Here is an 18,469-nt window from a genome sequence, read left to right as displayed (position 1 = left end):
CGCGCCCGGGGGGCGGGCGCCGGGGGGGGGGGGCGGGGGGGGGCGGGGGGGGGGGGGGGGGGGGGGGGGCCCGCGCCCCCGGGGGGGGGGGGGGGGGGGGGGGGGGGCCGGGGCCCCCCCCCCCGCCCCCGTTCCCGCCGCTGATTCAGGCCTGCTGAGCCTGCCCCCGGCCCTTCAGCAGGGCCGACCCCGCGCCCAGTGACACGACTCCCATGCCCACGGCGGTCGCGATGCCCTGTGCGCCGTCCACCGCGAAGGGCGCGACGGCCGCCACGGCGAGGTTGAAGAGGAACAGGAACCAGAGGACCGGACGGGACGAGAGCAGCGCCTTCATGGGATTGCCTTTCGGAGAGGGGAGCGGTGTGCTTCCGAGATCAACGATCCCGGGATCCGCCCGCCGTCACGAGGGAGTGCCCTCCCGAACCGATGGTGTAGCGGGCTACACCATCACCGGGGAGCAGGGTCTCCCGCGCTCCCGCAGGCCCGTCGCCTAGCCTGATGGCCATGTGGAAGACACTGCGGCAAGCGGCGCGGGCCACGGTCCAGCTGGTCGCGGTCGCGATCCTGGCCTTCGGCTCGTACATATTCATCACCGTCCTGCTGATCACGGCCACCGTCTCGCTCGCGGTCATCGGCATCGGGCTGCTGCCCGAGACGGTCCTGCTCATCCGGCGGATCGCCGGCACCAAGCGGCGGATGGCGACCGAGTGGTCGGGCGTGGAGATCCCCGAGGCGTATCTGCCCATCCAGGGCAAGCTGAAGGAGAAGCTGCGCACGGTGGTCCGCGACCCCGGCACGCGCACCGACCTGCGCTGGATGCTCGCCCACTATGTGTACGGGGCTCTGCCGCTGCTGATGATCCCGCTGTGGCCGGTCGGCCTGGTCGTCGACGGCGTCTGGTGCGGGCTGCTGCGCCGCGAGGCGGTCGTCCTCCCCCTGATCAGCAGGCTCGCCGACCTCGACGCGTCCTGGTCGGCCGCCCTGCTCAAGCCCTCGCCCAAGGCAAATCTCGTCGAGCGCGTCGAACAGCTGAAGGCGACCCGAGCCGACGCGGTCGCCGCGCACGGAGCCGAACTCCGGCGCATCGAACGCGACCTGCACGACGGCGCCCAGGCCCGCCTGGTCTCCCTGTCCATGCGGATCGGCCTCGCGAAACGGGCGTACGACCGTGACCCGGAGGCCGCCCGCAAGCTGCTGGAGGACGCCCAGGACCAGGCCGAGGAGGCGCTGACCGAGCTGCGCAACGTGGTGCGCGGCATCCATCCGCCGATCCTCACGGACCGGGGTCTGGTGGGCGCCGTACGTGCCCTGGCGTCGAGCAGCGGACTGGAGGTCGGCGTGGTCGACGACGGTGTCGAGGACGGCGTACGGGCGCCCGCGGCCGTGGAGGCCGCCGCGTACTTCGTGATCGCCGAGGCGCTGACGAACGCGGCGAAGTACAGCGGTTCGCCGACCGCCTGGGTCGAACTCGCCCGTGTGCCAAGGGGGTTGAAGGTCCGGGTGGGCGACCACGGTCAGGGCGGCGCCGACGAGAAGGGCGGCACCGGACTGCTCGGGATGCGCCGCCGGGTGGCCGCGCTCGACGGCAGCGTGGAGGTGTCGAGCCCCGTAGGGGGGCCGACCGTGATCGACGTGGAGCTGCCCTGCGTATGGTGAGCGCGCATGCCGCAGAGCGGTCGAGCAGCTGGACCGGATGACCGGATGGAGAACGAACCGTCATGCGTGTAGTGATCGCCGAGGACAACGCCCTGCTCAGACAAGGGCTCGTCCTGCTGCTGACGTCGGCCGGCCATGAGGTCGTGGCGGTGGCGGGCAGCGGCCCGGAAGTACTCCCCGCCCTCCTCGAACACCGCCCGGACGCCGCCGTACTGGACGTCCGGATGCCCCCCGGCTTCCGCGACGAGGGCCTGCGCGCGGCCCTGGAGGCGCGGGAGCAGATCCCCGGCCTCCCGGTGCTGGTCCTCTCCCAGTACGTGGAGGAGTCGTACGCGGCGGAGCTGCTGGGCGGCGGAGCGAGCGGCGTCGGCTACTTGCTCAAGGACCGCATCGGCAGGGTGGACGAGTTCCTCGACGCCCTGGACCGAGTGGCCGCCGGCGGCACGGCCCTGGACCCCGAGGTGGTCGCCGAACTCCTCACCCGCCGCCGCGACTCCCCCCTGGACTCCCTCACCCCCCGCGAACGCGAGGTCCTGAAGCTGATGGCGGAGGGCCACGACAACACGATGATTGCCAAAACCCTGGTGGTCACGGAACGCTCGGTCAGCAAACACATCGGCAACGTGTTCCTGAAACTGGGCCTGCCGCCGAGCGACAGCGGACATCGGCGGGTGCTGGCGGTACTGGCTTATCTGAACAACCAGTAGGCCCCCTGGACACCGCCCTCGCTAGCCTGCCCGCATGGCCGATTCCCCCGTCGCCCGCTTCTACGACCAACTCGCCCCCGACTACCACCTCCTCTACGCCGACTGGGACGCGAGTGTCGCCCGGCAGGGCGCGGCCCTCGACCGGGTCATCAGGGAGCGGCTCGGGACGGGTGCCGGGGCAGTGCTCGACTGTGCCTGTGGGATCGGGACGCAGGCCGTCGGGCTGGCGATGCGGGGGTACGACGTCGTCGGGAGCGATGTCAGTGGGGTGGCCGTCGGACGGGCTGTGGCGGAGGCCGCCGATCGGGGGGTGCGGCTTCGGGGCGCTGTCGGTGACATGCGGCAACTGCCTTTCCCGGACGGGCGGTTCGATGTCGTCGTCTGTGCCGACAACGCCCTGCCCCATCTGCTCACCGAGGCTGATGTGCGTGCCGCTCTCATCGACATGCGGCGCGTGCTGCGGGACGGTGGGGCGCTGGTGGTCAGTACCCGGCCGTACGACGAGATCCTCGCCGAGCGGCCCGCCGCCACCCCGCCCAGCGTGTCCCGGTCCGGGGGCGGGCGTGCCGTCGGATTCCAGCTCTGGGACTGGCATGCGGACGGGGAGCGGTACGACTACGAGGTCTTCCTGCTGGAGGAACAGGGCGACGAGTGGGCCGTACGGGTCCGGCGGGCCACCTACTGGGCCCTGCGGCGCAGCGAGTTGGCTCGGTTCGTCGTCGACTCCGGGTTCTGCGAGGTGACTTGGGCGGAGCCCGCCTCAACCGGCTTCTTCCAGCCCCTTCTTGTCGCTACCGCCCGGTCCGCCCAGGCGTAGTCCCCGCCTCCGGATGCAGTCGCACCCACCCCTCCCACGCCGACGTGATCATGTCCTGGACGTCGTGCTTCGCCTTCCAGCCCAGTTCTGTGGTGATGCGGTCGGCCGAGGCCACCACCCTCGCCGGGTCGCCCGGGCGGCGAGGGGTCACGGTCGGGGGCAGGGTGTGGCCCGTCGCCTCGTTCACGCGGGCGATCATCTCGCGGACCGAGACGCCCTCTCCCCGGCCGATGTTGAGGGTGAGTTCGCGGCCCGGCGTCGCCTCCAGTGCGCGGGCGGTCGCCACATGGGCCTCCGCCAGGTCCGTCACGTGGATGTAGTCCCGTACGCAGGTGCCGTCCGGGGTCGGGTAGTCGTCGCCGAAGACGCGCGGGGGCTCGTGGGCCGTCAGGCGTTCGAAGATCATGGGGATGATGTTGAAGACGCCCACGTCCGCCAGGGACGGGGTCGCGGCGCCGGCCACGTTGAAGTAGCGCAGGCACGCCGTCGACAGGCCTGTCGCCCGGCCCGTCGCGCGGACCAGCCACTCACCCGCCAGCTTCGTCTCGCCGTACGGGCTCATAGGCGCGCACGGCGTCTCCTCCGTCACCAGGTCCACATCCGGCATGCCGTACACCGCCGCCGAGGACGAGAACACGAACGACGGGACCCCGGCCGCCGTGACCGCGTCCAGCAGGACGCGCAGCCCCTCCACGTTCTCCCGGTAGTAGTGCAGGGGGCGGTCCACCGACTCGCCCACCTGCTTCTTCGCCGCCAGATGGACCACGCCCGTCACCTCGTGGTCCCGCAGGGCACGCGCCACCCGCTCGCCGTCCAGGGTCGAGCCGACCACCAGCGGTACGCCGTCCGGCACCCGCTCGGCGATACCGGTGGACAGGTCGTCGTACACCACGGCCCGCTCGCCCGCCTCGGTCATCGCGCGGACGACATGCGCCCCGATGTAGCCGGCGCCGCCGGTGATCAGCCAGGTCATGTGCGGTCGTCCCCTCGTGCGGTCGGGTGGTCGTGAGGTCGGTCGGGCTTTGTCAGCTAACTCCCGTTACGGCGCACTTAGTTCCCGCTCGGGGAGTGAAGCGACGGACGCGGGCTGTGCAGGGTGCGGAATCGTGGCCGGGCGGGTCGCTCGCCACAGCCGTACGAAGGACATGATCGCCGCTGCCGCCAGCAGGCCGTTGCGTACGACCATCACCGCCACGCCCTTCCAGGTGCACTGGATGACCTCGCCGTACAGGGCCGGATAGGCGGCGCTGGTCACCGCGGCCGCCGCCAGCAGCAGCCAGGCCACCGGGCGCTGGCTGGTGTGCCGCGAGGTCAGGCACACGGCCGCCAGTCCCAGCAGCCAGATCATGTACTGCGGGCTGATCACCCTGCTGGTGATCGTGAAGAGGAGTACGGCTGCCATGGCCGCGTCGAACGGCGTCGCCTCCGTCCAGTGCCGGGCCCGTACCCGCCACAGCAGCAGGAGCCCGAACGCCACGACCGTCAGGCCGAGGGACAGCGCGGCCACGGACGACACGTACGGGCCCACGAACTCCATCGCGCCGTACTGGTAGCGCACGCGCCCCTCCCACCCGGCGCGCGTGGCGAGCGCGAGCGCGGTACCGCCGAACGACTCGATCTGCACGCCCCGCCCGCCCTGCTGCCGCAGGAAGGAGAACGGGTCACTGAAGGCCACCGCCAGGAGCGCCAGCGCGGCCGTCGCCGTGACCGTCGCGGACGTCCACGCCGACCGGGTCGTACGGCCCCTCTCCACACCCACCAGCACCAGCGCGGGCCAGACCTTCACCAGGGCGCCCAGCGCAGCGAAAGCGCCGCACGCGCGCGGGGAGCGCGACAACGTCAATAGGGAGATGACGGCGAACGCCGTGACCTGCACGTCGTAGCGCGCGAGCGGCACCTGGAGGAGCAGCGGCAGACCCGCCGTCCAATAGGCGGCACCGCGCAGGGAACGCCCCGGACGCCGTCCCGCGCGCGTGAGGGCGATCAGGATCAGGGCGTCGGTCGCGAGCGTGAGTGCCACGAACGCCTCGAAGTAGGTCAGCGTCGGCAGCAGCGCGGGCGACAGCAGCACCGGGCCCGCACCCGGCGGGTACTGCCACAGCGTGTCGTCCACGGGGAAGGCGCCCTGTGTGAGGACGCCGTACCAGCGGAAATACAGCCGCTGCACCTCACGCGCCACCCCGCCGCCACCGAGCAGCGGGATGTCGTCATGGACCAGCAGCCACAGCATCAGGGCCCGGGAGACGGCCCAGCCGGCGGCGAGGGTGAGGAGGTGGCGGTTCTTGGTGGGGGGACTCGTCACGGCGGGATCGTAAGCCGCACGGATGCCATATTCACGTCAATCCGCCGTCAATGCCTACCAAGGTTGTCTAATCGCACAAAATCAGTCCCGTGATCAACGGGCCGATGAAGAAGGGGATGAACAAGAACAAGGGGATGAACAAGAACAAGGGGATGAACAAGAAGACAGCCGTCGTCGCGGTCCCCGCCATCCCCATGGCCGTCATGCTGGCGATCGGCTGCTGGGGGCTCGACCGGGGCGGCATATGGCGTGACGAGGCGGCCACCTTCCAGGTCGCGCGGCGCACGGTCCCGCAGATCTGGCGGCTGCTGCACGAGGCCGACGCCGTGCACGGCCTGTACTACCTGCTCATGCGGCCCGTCCTCGCGGTCCACCCCGGCGAGGTGCTGCTCCGGCTCCCGTCCGTCCTCGCCGCCACCGCGACAGCCGGCCTGGTCGCGGCCCTCGGCACCCGCCTGGCCTCCCCGCGCGTCGGCCTCTGGGCAGGTCTGCTGTACGCGGTCACCCCGATGGCCGGCCACTACGCCCAGGAGGGCCGGTCGTACGCCATGGTCGCGGCCGGCGCGACGGGCGCGACGCTGCTGCTCGTACGGGCGCTCGCGGGCCGCTCCTGGACACCGTACGGAGTGGTCCTCGCCGTCACCTGCCTCCTCCACGAGTTCGCCGTACTGCTCCTCCTCGCCCACGCCGCGACCCTCGCGCTCACCCGCGTCCCCCGGCGGGCGTGGACGCGCTGGCTGTGCGCGGCCGGCGCCGTGACGCTGACACTGCTCCCACTGGCGCTGCTCTCGCACGCCCAGTCGGCGCAGGTGGCATGGCTGCGGCCACCGGGACAGGGCAGCGTCGACCACCTCGTACGCCAGTTCGCCGGCCCGACGGGCGAGGTTCTCGCCCCCTGCCTGATCCTCATGTACGCGGCCCTGCACCGCCCCTGGCCCACCCGCCCCGGCGCCGAGCCACCTCTCCCCGCCGTAGCCCTCCCGCTGCTCCTCGTGCCCCCGGCGATCCTCATGACGGTCTCCCAGTGGTCGCCGCTCTACGACGACCGTTACGTCCTGTACGCCCTGGCCGGAGCCCCCTTGCTCATCGTCGCCGGAGCCGACCGCATCGCGCGGGCGGTGCCGGGCCTGCCCCGCGCGACGGTCACGGCGGCCGGGGCGCTGGCGGTCGCCCTGGTCTGCGCACACCAGCTCCCACTCCTCCGCCAGGACCGGATGATGGCCCACCGAGGGGGCGCCAACCTCGCCACCGCCTCCGCACTGGCGTCCCGCGAACTGCGCCCCGGCGACCCGGTCCTGTTCCTCCCGTCCATCGGCCGCCGCTCGGCCCTGGCGTACCCGAAGGGCTTCAGAGGAATCCGGGACGTGGCCCTCGCCGAGTCGGCGCGCACCTCCGGCACCCTGTACGGCATCGAGGTCGCCCCGGACACGCTGCGCCGGGAGTTGGCGGACCTGGACCAGGTGTGGCTGGTCGCGGAGCCATACGCCCTGAGCCCGACCTGGCACCCGGAAACCCCAACTGACCGACTCAAGCGGGCGGTCGTGCAGGAGCAGTTCACACCGACCCGGGAGCTCAGGGGCAGCGGCGTAACACTACGGCTGTACAGACGCGCCCCTTTTAGGGGCGCGGGGAACTGCGCGACCAGCCCCCACGGCGCCGCACCAACCCGACAACCCTGAGCGCTAAGCCTCAAGCGCCGCAGCATCGAGAGCATTCGTCAGCTCATCCAACCGCGCCCGCAACGCCCGAATCTCCTCCACGTCAAAACTCGTCGCCGCCACAATCCGCCGAGGCACCTCACGCGCCCGCTCGCGCAGCGCAACCCCCTCCTCAGTGGCCCGCACCTCCACCGACCGCTCGTCCCGCGCACTGCGCTCACGCCGGACGAGACCGGCCGTCTCCAGCCGCTTGAGCAGCGGCGACAGCGTGCCGGAGTCGAGGCGCAGATGTTCGCCGACCTTCTTCACGGGCAGCTGGCCGTGCTCCCAGAGGACGAGCATCACCAGGTACTGCGGGTAGGTGAGCCCGAGGTCCTTGAGGACCACGCGGTAGACGCCGTTGAAGGCGCGCGACGCCGCGTTCAGGGAGAAGCAGATCTGCTGGTCGAGACGGAGGTAGTCCTCGGCGGAGGTTGCTGACATGCCTCCAGGATACCTCTTGCCCGCCATCTAGTTGTGCACAATTTAATTGTGTGCTTAAGTTATCTCCGTACGGAACCCCGCAAGGGGCTCCACAAGAACTTCGACGACACGAGAACTTCGATGAGAGGGACGGGTTCCATGGACGCGATCTACACCGCAGTCGCCACCGCCACGCACGGCCGCGAGGGCCGCGCCGTCAGCTCCGACGGCAAGGTGGACCTCCCGCTCGGCATCCCGGTGGAGATGGGTGGCAACGGCGCCGGGACCAACCCGGAGCAGCTCTTCGCCGCCGGTTACGCCGCCTGTTTCGGCAGTGCGCTGGGCCTGGTCGGCCGGGGCGCCAAGGTCGACGTCAGCGACGCCGCCGTGACCGCCGAGGTCGGCATCGGCAAGCAGGGCGAGGGCTTCGGCCTCAAGGTCACCCTCCGCGTCGAGCTGCCCGACACCGTCGACGCGGAGACCGGCCGCAAGCTGGTCGAGCAGGCCCACCAGGTCTGCCCGTACTCCAACGCGACGCGCGGCAACATCGAGGTCGACCTCGTCATCGAGTAGTACATCCAGTACATCCAGTACGTCGTTCAGGAGCCGTTGCTGACGGGCGTGCCGTCCGCGCTCGGCTCAAGACGCTCCACGCTCGCGAGCGGTGCCCCGCCGAACGCGGCGGCAGCCGACGGCACCGGGTGGCGCTCGGCGAGCGGAGTGACCTGCGCCGCCCCGGCCGTCTCGCCCAACACCAGCCGCCGGACGACCCGTTCGGCGGCTCGCCCGTCGTCGTACGGACAGAACCGCTCGCGGAACGCGGTCCGCAGCTGTGTGGAGCGCGAGCCGCGCCAGTGGCCGGTCGCGAAGATGTCGATCAGCTCGTCCTCGCTGCGCGAGATCGCCCCCGGCGGGAAGGCGCGCAGGTCGAAGTAGGTGCCACGGGCCGCCTCGTACGCCTCCCAGTCGTCCGCGTGGATCACGATCGGCCGGTCCAGGTTGGCGTAGTCGAACATCAGCGACGAGTAGTCGGTGACCAGCGCGTCCGAGGCCAGGCACAGCGACTCGACGTTCGGATGGTCGGTCACGTCGATGAGCCGGCCACCGGAGGCGTGCGTCAGCGGGGCCGCGTAGAGGTGGTGGGCGCGGGCCAACAGCACGTAGCGCGGGCCGAGTTGGCGCAGGATCCGCTCCAGGTCGAGCGTCTGGCGCGGGCCGCGGAGGTAGTCGCGGTGGGTCGGCGCGTACAGGATCGCCACCGAGCCCTCCGGGATGCCGAGCGACTCGCGCAGCCGGGTCACGTCCGCCGAAGTCGCCTGCTGGAACACGTCGTTGCGGGGCTGCCCGGTTTCCAGGGTGGTGTGACCGCCGGGGAAGACCCGCTCGAACACGAGGGTGGAGTGCCGGTTGGCCGACAGGCAGTGGTCCCAGGTGTCGACGTCCGCGAGGAGCGCCGTGAAGTCGGTGTCACGGGCGGCGGCCGGCCGGTCCTGGAGGTCGAGGCCCATCCGCTTCAGCGGCGTCCCGTACTGCGTCTGGATCACCACCTGCCCGGCCCGCTTCGCGAACCGCTTCTCCCAACTCACGTTGCTCACCAGGTACTTGGAGCGAGCCAGCGCCGTCCAGTACGCGGCGGTGCCGGGCCGGACCCGGGCGGTCGCCGTCGGGAGCGTGTGATGGTGCTCGGGGCGGGCGACCCACGCCGTCCGCATGCCCGGCACGAAGGAACGGAACGCGGCTTCCAGGGCGCCCGGATTACAGCCGTACCCCCGCCCGGAGTGACTGGTGAAGACGGCCCGGTCGGCGCGTAGCGGCAGCCGCCGCTGGACCCGGTAGTGCAGCCGCAGAGCGGTCGAACGGACGCTCCGCGCAAGGGACTTGACGAGGCGCGTGGTGTGCCGGCGCAGGGCGGACGCGAGGCGTACCGCCCGATACGTGCGGTAGCTGCCCGTCCGGACGAGCAGATGCCGGAGCCGGGCGTACAGCGGTACGGCCGCGCCCGGGGTGCGGTAACGGCGGTAGTGCGCACGGGACTTGCGCAGGAACTCGGCACGGGCGGTGCGCGGCAGCCGGTCCGGTCGGCCCAGCACCGACATCAGCTGGTCGACCATCCGGCGGAACAACACCGGGCGCCAGTGCGCGAGTTCGGGGCGCTCGTCGACGAACGCGAAGATCCGGTCGTACTGCTCGTGGATGTCGAAGTGGCCGTGTTCGACAGGGGTGTCGGCGGTCTTTCGCGGCCTGCGGTGGTGGACGCAGACCCGGTCCAGGGTCGCGACCGACTCGGCGGCCAGCAGTGCCGGGACCGTCCAGGGGAGGTCCGCGTAGGCGCCGGACGGGAAGGTGAGGCCCTCGCGCTCGACGAACTCCCGCCGGTACGCCTTGTTCCAGGCCACCATCGGCAGCTTGAGCAGCAACGGGCGGTCGTCGAGCCGGAAGGGGGCCGGACCCTGCTCGGTGAGCTGCCCGAGGAACGGGCTGCGGACGGTCTCGCCGGTCCAGAGGGCGTGCGCGTGGTCGTAGACGACGACGTCCGCGTCGCCCGCCTCCTTGATCCGGTCGGCGATGGCCCGTAGCGCGTCCGGGGCGAGGGTGTCGTCGCCGTCGACGAAGACGAGATAGTCCCCGGTCGCGTGCTCGATCCCCGCGTTGCGCGCCCCGCCCACCCCGCCGTTCTCCGGCAGATGGACGGGGCGCACCCGGGCGTCGCGGGCCGCGAACTCGTCGACGAGCGCACCGCAGGCGTCGGGCGAGCAGTCGTCGACGGCGATGACTTCGAGATCCGGATACGACTGGCCGAGCACCGATTCCAGGCACTCCTGCAGATACGCCTGAACCTTGTACGCGGGGACGATGACACTGAACCTGGGCAAGGCACATCCATGGGTCGGCGGGTCGGCGCGGGCCTACTGCCCGGGAACGGCCGATGGAGTGACTTGGTTACGCCGATTGCGGCATGTGGGGGACGAATGAACTGAGCTGTTTATCCGGTTACGTACCCCGCTTATCGGGTTACGTGCCCAGCGGATTATTTGACCGCCCCCGCCATCACCCCCGACACGAACTGCCGCTGGAACGCGAAGAACACGGCCAGTGGAATCACCATCGAGATGAACGCGCCCGGCGCCAGCACCTCGATATTGCTGCCGAACTGCCGTACCTGCTGCTGGAGCGCGACCGTCAGCGGCTGCGACTGGGAGTCGGAGAACACCAGCGCGACCAGCATGTCGTTCCACACCCACAGGAACTGGAAGATCCCCAGGGACGCGATCGCGGGCGCCGCGAGCGGCATGACGACGGTCGCGAACAGCCTGATCTCGCCCGCGCCGTCCAACCGGGCGGCTTCGAGCAGTTCGCGCGGGATCTCCGCGAAGAAGTTCCGCAGCAGGAAGATCGCGAACGGCAGCCCGAAGCCCACATGGAACAGCACCACACCGATGATGTCGCCGAAGATCCCGATCTTCCCGAAGAGATCGGAGAGCGGGATCAGCGCCACCTGCACGGGTACGACGAGCAGCGCGACGACGACCAGGAACCACCAGTCGCGCCCCTTGAAGTCCATCCACGCGAAGGCGTATCCGGCCATCGCGCCGATCAGGACGACCAGAAGCGTCGCCGGGACCGTGATCCAGATCGTGTTGAGGAGGGAGCTGGTGATCGCGTCGTTCTCCAGCAGCGTCTCGTAGCTCTTCGCGGTCAGCTGTCCGGGCGCGGTGAACACCTTCCACCACCCGGAGGCGGCGATGTCGGTCGGGTCGCGGAACGACGACACGAGCAGCCCGAACGTCGGCACCATCCAGATCAGCGCGACGATGATGAGGAAGAGCCGCATCACGCCGCCGGCGGTGCCGCTTGCGACACGGGCGGCGAAGGAGCGCTTGGCGCGCACGGGTGGGTCGAGAGCCGTCACCGTTGACGCTCCTTCCTGAGTCGACGGAGATTGACGAACATCACCGGCAGGACGAGCAGCAGCAGGATGACGCCGATCGCGCTGCCGACGCCGTAGTTGCCGCCACCGCCGAAGGACGACAGGAACAGCTGGAGCGCGAGGACGTTGGCGTCGTCCTGGCTGGGCTGCGGGGCGATGATGTAGACGAGGTCGAACACCTTCATCACATTGATCATCAGCGTGACGAGGACGACGACCAGCACGGGTGCGAGCAGCGGCACGGTGACCCGGCGGAACACCTGCCACTCGTTGGCGCCGTCGACGCGTGCCGCCTCCAGCAGATTCCGGTCCACGCCCGCGAGCCCGGCCGCGATGAGGACCATGGCGAACCCGGCCCACATCCACACATAGCTGCCGATGATGGCCGGGGTGACGAGGGTGGGCCCGAGCCAGTCGATCCCGTTGTAGGCGGCGGCGAAGTTCGAGCCGGGCAGCCGCAGTTGGGCCCCGTCGGCATCGGCGGGCAGGCTGAAGGTGCCGTCGGCGCCGCTGGTCGCCGAGGCGACGACCTTCCCGTCCTTCACGGCCTCGACCTTGACCCCCTTCAGCGCCTTCTCACCGGGGTCGACCTGCCCCTTCGTACCGCCACCGCCGAGCTTGAAGTCCAGCCAGACGGTGCCGGTGATCCCGGAACCCGCCGCATCCGGGGCCTTCGCGTCCTCGGGCGTGCCGGGGAGCTTGTTGGGGGCGATGCCTACGAGGGGGACGAGGGCCGGGGTGCCCGGACTGACGGTCCCGGTGGAGGTGAACGAGCCTCCGCCGGACGACTTCAGGTCGCTGACCTGGGCGTTCGGACGGGCCTTCGGATAGACCGAGGAGTCCACGAAGGCGTCGTGCACGGACGTCACGATCGCGTTGGCGACGCCCTGGTCCGGGTCCTGCTCGTAGACGAGGCGGAAGATGATGCCCGCCGCGAGCATCGAGATCGCCATCGGCATGAAGACGATCAGCTTGAACGCCGTACCCCAGCGCACCCGTTCGGTCAGCACCGCGAAGATCAGACCGAGCGCGGTGACGACGGCGGGCGCGACCGCCACCCAGATCGCCGTGTTGCGTACGGCGGTCAGGGTGGCGTCGTTCGTGAAGATGTCGCCGTAGTTCTCCAGGCCGACGAAACCCGAACCGTCGGCGTCGTACAGGCTGCGCCAGACGGAGTAGCCGATCGGGTAGACGACGAGCGAGCCGAGCAGGATCAGGGCGGGCAGGAGGAAGACGCCGGCGACCCACCAGCGGGTGCCGGTGACCTTTCTGTTCTTGTTCTTCTCCTTCGACTCCATCGACTTCATGCCGGGGCCGTCAGCTGTTCTTGTACGCCTTGGCGGCGTCGGCCTCGAGTTTCTGCTGGGTGCCCGCGACGTCCTTCGGGTTCTTCAGGAAGTCCTGGAGGTCCTTCCACTCGCCGACGCCCTGGGTACCGCCGAAGGCGGCCGGGGCCTGGTCGGACATGTCGAAGCGGAAGTCGTCGCCGGCCGCGATGAGGGCCTTGGCGATGTCCCGGGTGACGTCGTCCTTGTAGCTGGCCTGGTCCATCGTCTTGCTGGGGGAGAGGAAGCCGCCCTGGGCCGCCCAGATCTCGGCCGCGTCGGTCGAGCCGAGGAAGGTGAGAAGCGCCTGGGCGCCCGCGCCGTCCTTGAGGGCCACCGCGACGTCGCCGCCGCTGACGACGGGCGCCTGGTCGCCAACTGCGGGGAACGGGAAGACTTTCGCATCCGTGCCGAGCTTCGCCTTGGTGTCCGCGTTGATGTTGGCGGCCACGAAGTCGCCCTCGAAGACCATCGCCGCCGGGGTGTCACCGGAGAAGGTCTGGGTGACCGACTTCGGGAACTCGGTCGCCAGCGCGCCGGAACGCCCGCCCGCGATGAGGTCGTCCTTGCCCCACAGCTCGGCGAGGGTGGTCAGGGCGTCCTTGACGGAGGGATCCGTCCACTTGATCTTGTGCTGGGCCAGTTGGTCGTACTTCTCGGGGCCCGCCTGCGACAGATAGACGTTCTCGAACCAGTCGGTGAGGGTCCAGCCGTCGGCGCCGCCGATGGACACGGCGGGGGAGCCGGCGTCGGAGAGCGTCTGGGCGGTGGCGATGAAGTCCTTCCAGGTGGTGGGGGTGTCGGTGAGGCCCGCCGCCTCGAACGCGGCGGTGTTGTACCAGACGAGGGACTTGTTGGCGGCTTTGACGTAGATCCCGTACTGCTTGCCCTCGAAAGCTCCGAGGTCCTTCCAGCCGGCGGAGAAGTTCTTGTCGAGCTGGGCCTGGGCGTCCGTGCCGAGCGGCTTGATCCAGCCCTTCTCGGCGAACTGGTGGAGCACGCCGACCTGCGGCAGGAACGCGACGTCCGGGGGCTGGCCGCCCTCGATCTTCGTGCCGAGGAACGTGGAGGTGTTGTTGCCGGTCGGTACGAAGTTGACCTTCGCGCCGGTGCGCTTCTCGAACTCCTTCAGGACCTTGGTGAAGTTCTCCTGCTCGGGGCCCGTCCAGACGGCGGCGACTTCGAGGGTCTGGCCGTTGAGCTTCGGCAACTGGACGGAGGAGGCGTCACCGCCGGTGCCGGTGCCGCTGCTTGTGCCTGTCCCGCTTGGGCTGTCGTCGTCGGAGCCGCAGGAGGTGAGGGCGAGGGTGAGGGCTGTCGCGGTGAGGGCGATAAGGGTGCGTGTATGAATCGTGCTGCGCATGTCTGGCCCCGTTCGTCGTTCGGCGTTGAACGTGTTCGGCGCTGTCCCGTGGGCTCTGGTCTACGCCGGGTCGTTGGGGTCGGCAAGTGCGCCTGCGCTGTCAAGCGGGTGATCGTGACCGCGTCGTGTCCTTGTCCCTCGCCCCCGCCGCCCCTACCCGTCCCATCCCTGGGGGCTGCCGCCCCCAGACCCCCGCTGTCGGCCTGAACGGCCTCGTCCTCAAACGCCGGACGGGCTGGAGGTGGTGCCGGCCGGGGGAGGAGGCGGCAGGTGGGTGGGAAGGTCGCGCTGAACGCGCTTGTCCTCAAACGCCGGACGGGCTGGATAGTGGCCCTCGTCCTCGAACGCCGGACGGGCTGCTTGGTAGCCCTCCGTCCTCAAACGGCGGACGGGCTGGAATGCCCGGGCCGGTGCTGACGTGTGGTGGGGGCGGGTGGGCTGGGCGCGGTTGTCCTCGAACGCTGGCCGAGGCTCAATCTTTCAGCACCGGCCAGCATTTCAGCCCGTCCGGCGTTTGAGGACGAGGCCGTTCAGGCCGACAGCGGGGGTCTGGGGGCGGCAGCCCCCAGGGATGGGACGGGTAGGGGCGGCGGGGGCGAGGAAAACCGGCCCCGGCTCACAGCAGTGACGGGACCTCCGTCGCCGACACCGAGCGCGCCGCTCGTTCCAGCGCGCTCGCCAGCAGTGCCAAGTCCGTGGGCCCGTTGCCCAGTTCGCGGACCGGGCGGCGGGTCGGTGGGTCGCCCATGCGTTGCCAGTCCAGCGTGGCGACCGTCGGGCGTAGCGTCGCCGTGCGAGGGATACGCCCCGTCACTCGGCCGCCCTGGAAGGGGATGCTCCGACCGTCCGGCCCGCTCAACCGCCCCCGCCCCGCTGCGGGCTCGTCCGGCCCCGGCGCCGGCGCGTCCAGCACGACCCGCAGCGCGGCCCCCCGGGCCAGCTCAGTCTCCGCCGTACGCCCACCGAACCCCGCCGCGGCCACCAGATGCACCCCGAGCCGCTCGCCCTCCCGGGCCACCGCCTCCAACGCCCGCACCACGGACCCCGCCGACGGCCGTCCAGGCGACCCCAGAGGCGGCGACACCAACGCGTCCAGATCGTCCACGACCACCACCAGCCGGGCCAGCGGCGGAGTCTCCGTACGCCGTCGGCTCGCCGCCGGACGCAATCGCAACGTCGAGCTGGGCGGCGTGTCCAGATCCCCGGCGCCTTCTCCCGAGCCCGCCGAACCCTGTACGCCCGAGCCCGATCGCTGCGGGCCGATCCGGCCCGACAGCTCGCGCCCGGTGTGCCATTCCGCGAAACCCACCCGCCCGAGCAACTCCGCCCGCCGTTTCAGCTCCGCGCTGAGCGACTGGGCGAACTCCCGCATACGGACGGGGTCGTTGGCGGTGAGGTGAGTGGTGACATGCGGGAGGTCGGTGCACATCCGCAGCCCCTCCCCGTGCTGGGCACCTCCACCGCTCCCACCGGTGCCGTCCCGGCCGTCCATCAGCACGATGCCCAGCCGGTCGGGCCGCTCGGCGGCGGCCAGCGACGCGACGACCGCCCGCAGCAGCTCCGTACGGCCGCTGCCCGGCGGGCCCTCGATCAGCAGGTGCGGCCCCTCGGCCGCGAGGTCCACGCCCACCGGCCCGCGCGGGCCGGCGCCCAGCACGGCCCAGGCCCGGCCGCCGAGCGTCTCGGTGTCGTCGGCCGCGTCCGCCCAGCGGGCCATCAGGGACGCCGGGGTGGCCCGGGCGAGCCCCAACTCGTCGAGCAGCCGCGCTGCTTGTGGCAAGGGCGCGGAGACCCGCTGCTGTCGTCCCCCGGCCGCACCGTCGGTGCGCAGTGGGGCCAGCGCCCGCCCGAACCGCTCGGCCCAGGCCAGGGACACGGCGTCCACGGCGGCCACGGAACCCTGCCCGACCGGCCCGGCGCTCCCGCCGATGTCCGTGTCGGCCGAGTCCGGCCGCCCGGGCGCGCTCACCCCCGCCCGTGCCACCCGCATCACATGCAGCGCCGTGGCCACGTCACCGCCGAGCAGCGCCACCGCCCCGCACTCGCGGAACGGCGGCGAGACCGCACACGCCGCCTCGTACGTCTCCGTCACCGGCGACGTGGGCGACGCGGCCTCCGTCTCCGCGAGGCACACGATGTGTATCCCGGCCCGGGGTCCCTCGTGCGCCAGCCGCGCGACGGCCTCCCGGACCGCCGCACCGCCCGGGTCGCCGTCCACGACGACCACGGTGTACGGCCCCGCGAAAGCGTCCGCCCCCGACGACTCGTCAGGGTTGTCGTCCCGGGCCCAGGAAGGCCGCCGGGCCGCTTCCCGGGCGCCCTCCGAACCACTGTGGTCCTCGTGGGCGGGAGTCTTCGCCGCCGTCTCCGTGTCGTGGTCCTCCAGGCGGCGCAGGAGTTCGTCCGCGCGGGCCGTGGCCTGTTCGCGGTCGTAGGCGAGGAGGAGCCGGCAGTCCTGGCCGTGCCCGGGGCGCAGATGCGGGAGCCAGCCGAGCCAGGACCACTCGGCGGTGCGTTCTTCGGGGGTGCGCGAGCGGTCCGCGCTGATCAGGACGATCTCCAGGGCCTCGGGGGAGTGCAGCGCGGCCAGCTGGGCCACCACCGCGCGGGCCAGCCCCGCCAGCCGCGCGCGCGGGCCGGCCAGTCCGAGCGCACCGACCTCACGCAGACCGGCGGTCACGGGTACGGCAGGGAGCAGCCCCGAGCCGTCGGGGGCCGCGCGGTCCGCCGTACCGAGCCGGACCGTGAGCGCCTCCGGGTGGCCCGGGCCGCGCTCCCAGAGGCGGGGGCCGGGGCCCAGGGCCGTCAGCAGCAGTGCCGCCGGGTCGGGCCAGCTCTCCGGCGCCTGTGCTGGTGCCTGGGGTACGGCGCTCGTGGACTCCGGGGCCGTCGGGTCGGACACCAGGCCCTCGTCCTCGTACTCCCCGTCCTCGGTCGTCTCCTGCTCCCCGCGTCCGCCGGTCAGCCGCCGCGCCCACTTGGAGAGCCCACCGCGCCTGCTGCGGACCCCCGGCGGAACGTCCGTCCCCCGCAGGGGCGTCCCCTTGCGCCTGCTGCTCCCGGGGTACTCCCCCTCCGCGTCGTCCTCGTCGTGCGAGCGGGCGTGCGGTACCGCCGAGGGCGCCGATGTCTGCCCCGGTACGGAGAAACCGGCGCCGTGGGTGTCCCCGGCACCGCCCGGAACCCTGCCCGTACCCGCCGTGCCCCTGCTCTCGATCCGTGGGGCCCGCCCCTGTCCCGGGACCAGCGGCTGCGCCGCCTCCGCCGGACCCCGCGCACCGCGCGACTCGGGCACGCTCCCGGCCGCTCCCCAGCTCGCCGAACCGTAGGCGTGATGGGTCTCCCCGGAGGGCTGCTTCGCCGTGCCGCCGGGCCGCACGCGCGCGGAGTTCGCGGGGTGCGCCTGGGACGGCCGCCGGTCGTGGGTGTCCTCGGTGTCCTCCGGGACGGCACCGTCCGTCGTACGGCCCGGGGCCCTCGTACTCTCCGGGGTGACGCTCACGCGGACATGGCCCTCGCCGTCCGGCGTCGTGCCCACGCGCGTGGCCGCGTCGCCGGGTGGCGTCAGCCGCAGGGCCGACTCGCCGATGCGCAGCAGGGCGCCCGGTGCGAGGCGGACCGGGCGGGAGCCGAGGCGGGCGCCCGACAGGGTCGTGCCGTTGGTGGAGCCGAGGTCCGCGACCGCTATCCGGCCGTCCGCCGCGACCGTGACCGCGCAGTGCAGCCGGGAGACGTCCGGGTCGTCCAGCGGGACGTCGGCGTCGGCGGAGCGGCCGATGGTGATCCGGCCGCCGTGCAGCAGATGGACCCCGCCCGCGTCCGGTCCCGCCACCACGTGGAGCTGGGCCGCCGCCTCGTCCGCCTCGGGGTGCGGCTCGGGCTCGGCGGGGGTGCCGAGGGCCAGCACGGCGCCGTCGACCAGCGGGGGCTCGCCCAGGGTGCAGCGCTGGGTGTCGAGGCGCTGGTCGCCGACGTACAGCACCACCGCTCCGCCGCTCTCGCGGTCCCGGCCGCGCTCGGGCATCGACGCCCCGTCGCCCGCGACCGCCGAGGCCAGGGCCGAGGCGACCGCGGCGAGCGCCGTGCCGGCGGGCGCGGTGACCAGCACGTCGCAGCTCGCGGCACGCGCCCACGGCTCCGAGGGCGGCCCCAGCGGGTCTACGACGGTCAGCCGGATCTGCATCGCCGTCAGCGGTCCCTTCTGCGCGGGCACCCGGGAAGGAGGACGAAGCCACGCCACGGGTCCCACCA

14 protein-coding genes are annotated in these 18,469 nt (G+C 71.8%); 5 read left to right on the top strand and 9 right to left on the bottom strand.

Going from position 1 to position 18,469, the window contains the following annotated elements; all coding sequences use genetic code 11:
- Positions 1-145 precede the first annotated feature (145 nt).
- Positions 146-334: a hypothetical protein gene (locus ACFYXF_RS43300; protein WP_369037472.1), complete on the bottom strand. Its 189-nt coding sequence runs from the start codon at positions 332-334 to the stop codon at positions 146-148.
- Positions 335-504: 170 nt separating this feature from the next.
- On the opposite strand from ACFYXF_RS43300, the gene ACFYXF_RS43295 reads away from it, so the two are divergent.
- The 3 genes from ACFYXF_RS43295 to ACFYXF_RS43285 all read left to right on the top strand — a co-directional run bounded on the left by ACFYXF_RS43295 (position 505) and on the right by ACFYXF_RS43285 (position 3,180).
- The gene (locus ACFYXF_RS43295; RefSeq protein WP_389358229.1) at positions 505-1,656 is read left to right on the top strand and encodes a histidine kinase; all 1,152 of its coding nucleotides are present in this window, start codon (positions 505-507) and stop codon (positions 1,654-1,656) included.
- Between the two features lie 62 nt (positions 1,657-1,718).
- Entirely contained in the window at positions 1,719-2,363 is a 645-nt protein-coding gene (locus ACFYXF_RS43290) for a response regulator (protein WP_389358227.1), read from the top strand.
- Positions 2,364-2,397: 34 nt separating this feature from the next.
- Entirely contained in the window at positions 2,398-3,180 is a 783-nt protein-coding gene (locus tag ACFYXF_RS43285; protein ID WP_389358225.1) for a class I SAM-dependent methyltransferase, read from the top strand.
- Here ACFYXF_RS43285 and galE read toward each other — a convergent pair.
- Entirely contained in the window at positions 3,155-4,153 is a 999-nt protein-coding gene (gene galE, locus ACFYXF_RS43280; protein ID WP_389358223.1) for a UDP-glucose 4-epimerase GalE, read from the bottom strand. The two genes, ACFYXF_RS43285 and galE, sit on opposite strands and share 26 nt — an antisense overlap.
- 66 nt (positions 4,154-4,219) lie before the next feature.
- The gene (locus ACFYXF_RS43275) at positions 4,220-5,482 is read right to left on the bottom strand and encodes a glycosyltransferase 87 family protein (RefSeq protein ID WP_389358221.1); all 1,263 of its coding nucleotides are present in this window, start codon (positions 5,480-5,482) and stop codon (positions 4,220-4,222) included.
- Positions 5,483-5,571: 89 nt separating this feature from the next.
- On the opposite strand from ACFYXF_RS43275, the gene ACFYXF_RS43270 reads away from it, so the two are divergent.
- Positions 5,572-7,161 carry a hypothetical protein gene (locus ACFYXF_RS43270; RefSeq protein ID WP_389358219.1) on the top strand — a complete coding sequence of 530 codons (1,590 nt, stop codon included), beginning with the start codon at positions 5,572-5,574 and terminating at the stop codon, positions 7,159-7,161.
- Between the two features lie 3 nt (positions 7,162-7,164).
- Here ACFYXF_RS43270 and ACFYXF_RS43265 read toward each other — a convergent pair whose 3' ends face one another.
- Positions 7,165-7,650, bottom strand: coding sequence for a MarR family winged helix-turn-helix transcriptional regulator (locus ACFYXF_RS43265; RefSeq protein WP_389358217.1), 486 nt, complete (start codon positions 7,648-7,650; stop codon positions 7,165-7,167).
- 111 nt (positions 7,651-7,761) lie between these two features.
- Between ACFYXF_RS43265 and ACFYXF_RS43260 the strand changes: the two genes are divergently transcribed.
- The gene (locus tag ACFYXF_RS43260) at positions 7,762-8,175 is read left to right on the top strand and encodes an organic hydroperoxide resistance protein (protein ID WP_389358215.1); all 414 of its coding nucleotides are present in this window, start codon (positions 7,762-7,764) and stop codon (positions 8,173-8,175) included.
- 26 nt (positions 8,176-8,201) lie between these two features.
- On the opposite strand, the gene ACFYXF_RS43255 is transcribed toward ACFYXF_RS43260, so the two are convergent.
- From ACFYXF_RS43255 to ACFYXF_RS43235, 5 genes are all read right to left on the bottom strand, one after another.
- Positions 8,202-10,475 (bottom strand): CDP-glycerol glycerophosphotransferase family protein, encoded by a 2,274-nt coding sequence (locus ACFYXF_RS43255; protein ID WP_389358213.1) that lies wholly within the window; start codon positions 10,473-10,475, stop codon positions 8,202-8,204.
- Positions 10,476-10,630: 155 nt separating this feature from the next.
- On the bottom strand, positions 10,631-11,512 hold the full coding sequence (locus ACFYXF_RS43250) for a carbohydrate ABC transporter permease (protein WP_389358211.1): 882 nt from the start codon (positions 11,510-11,512) through the stop codon (positions 10,631-10,633).
- Positions 11,509-12,837, bottom strand: a complete 1,329-nt coding sequence (locus ACFYXF_RS43245) for a carbohydrate ABC transporter permease (RefSeq protein ID WP_389358209.1) — start codon at positions 12,835-12,837, stop codon at positions 11,509-11,511. The genes ACFYXF_RS43250 and ACFYXF_RS43245 overlap by 4 nt, the downstream gene beginning before the upstream one ends.
- Before the next feature lie 10 nt (positions 12,838-12,847).
- Positions 12,848-14,218, bottom strand: a complete 1,371-nt coding sequence (locus tag ACFYXF_RS43240) for an ABC transporter substrate-binding protein (RefSeq protein WP_389358207.1) — start codon at positions 14,216-14,218, stop codon at positions 12,848-12,850.
- A gap of 616 nt (positions 14,219-14,834) precedes the next feature.
- Positions 14,835-18,401, bottom strand: coding sequence for an FHA domain-containing protein (locus ACFYXF_RS43235; protein WP_389358286.1), 3,567 nt, complete (start codon positions 18,399-18,401; stop codon positions 14,835-14,837).
- Positions 18,402-18,469: the final 68 nt, after the last annotated feature.

The sequence above is a fragment of the Streptomyces sp. NPDC002680 genome, assembly GCF_042889145.1.
GTDB classification, from domain to species: domain Bacteria; phylum Actinomycetota; class Actinomycetes; order Streptomycetales; family Streptomycetaceae; genus Streptomyces; species Streptomyces adonidis.
The sequence above is the reverse complement of the archived record's forward strand: the minus strand, read 5'-3'. Positions and strand labels throughout refer to the sequence as shown.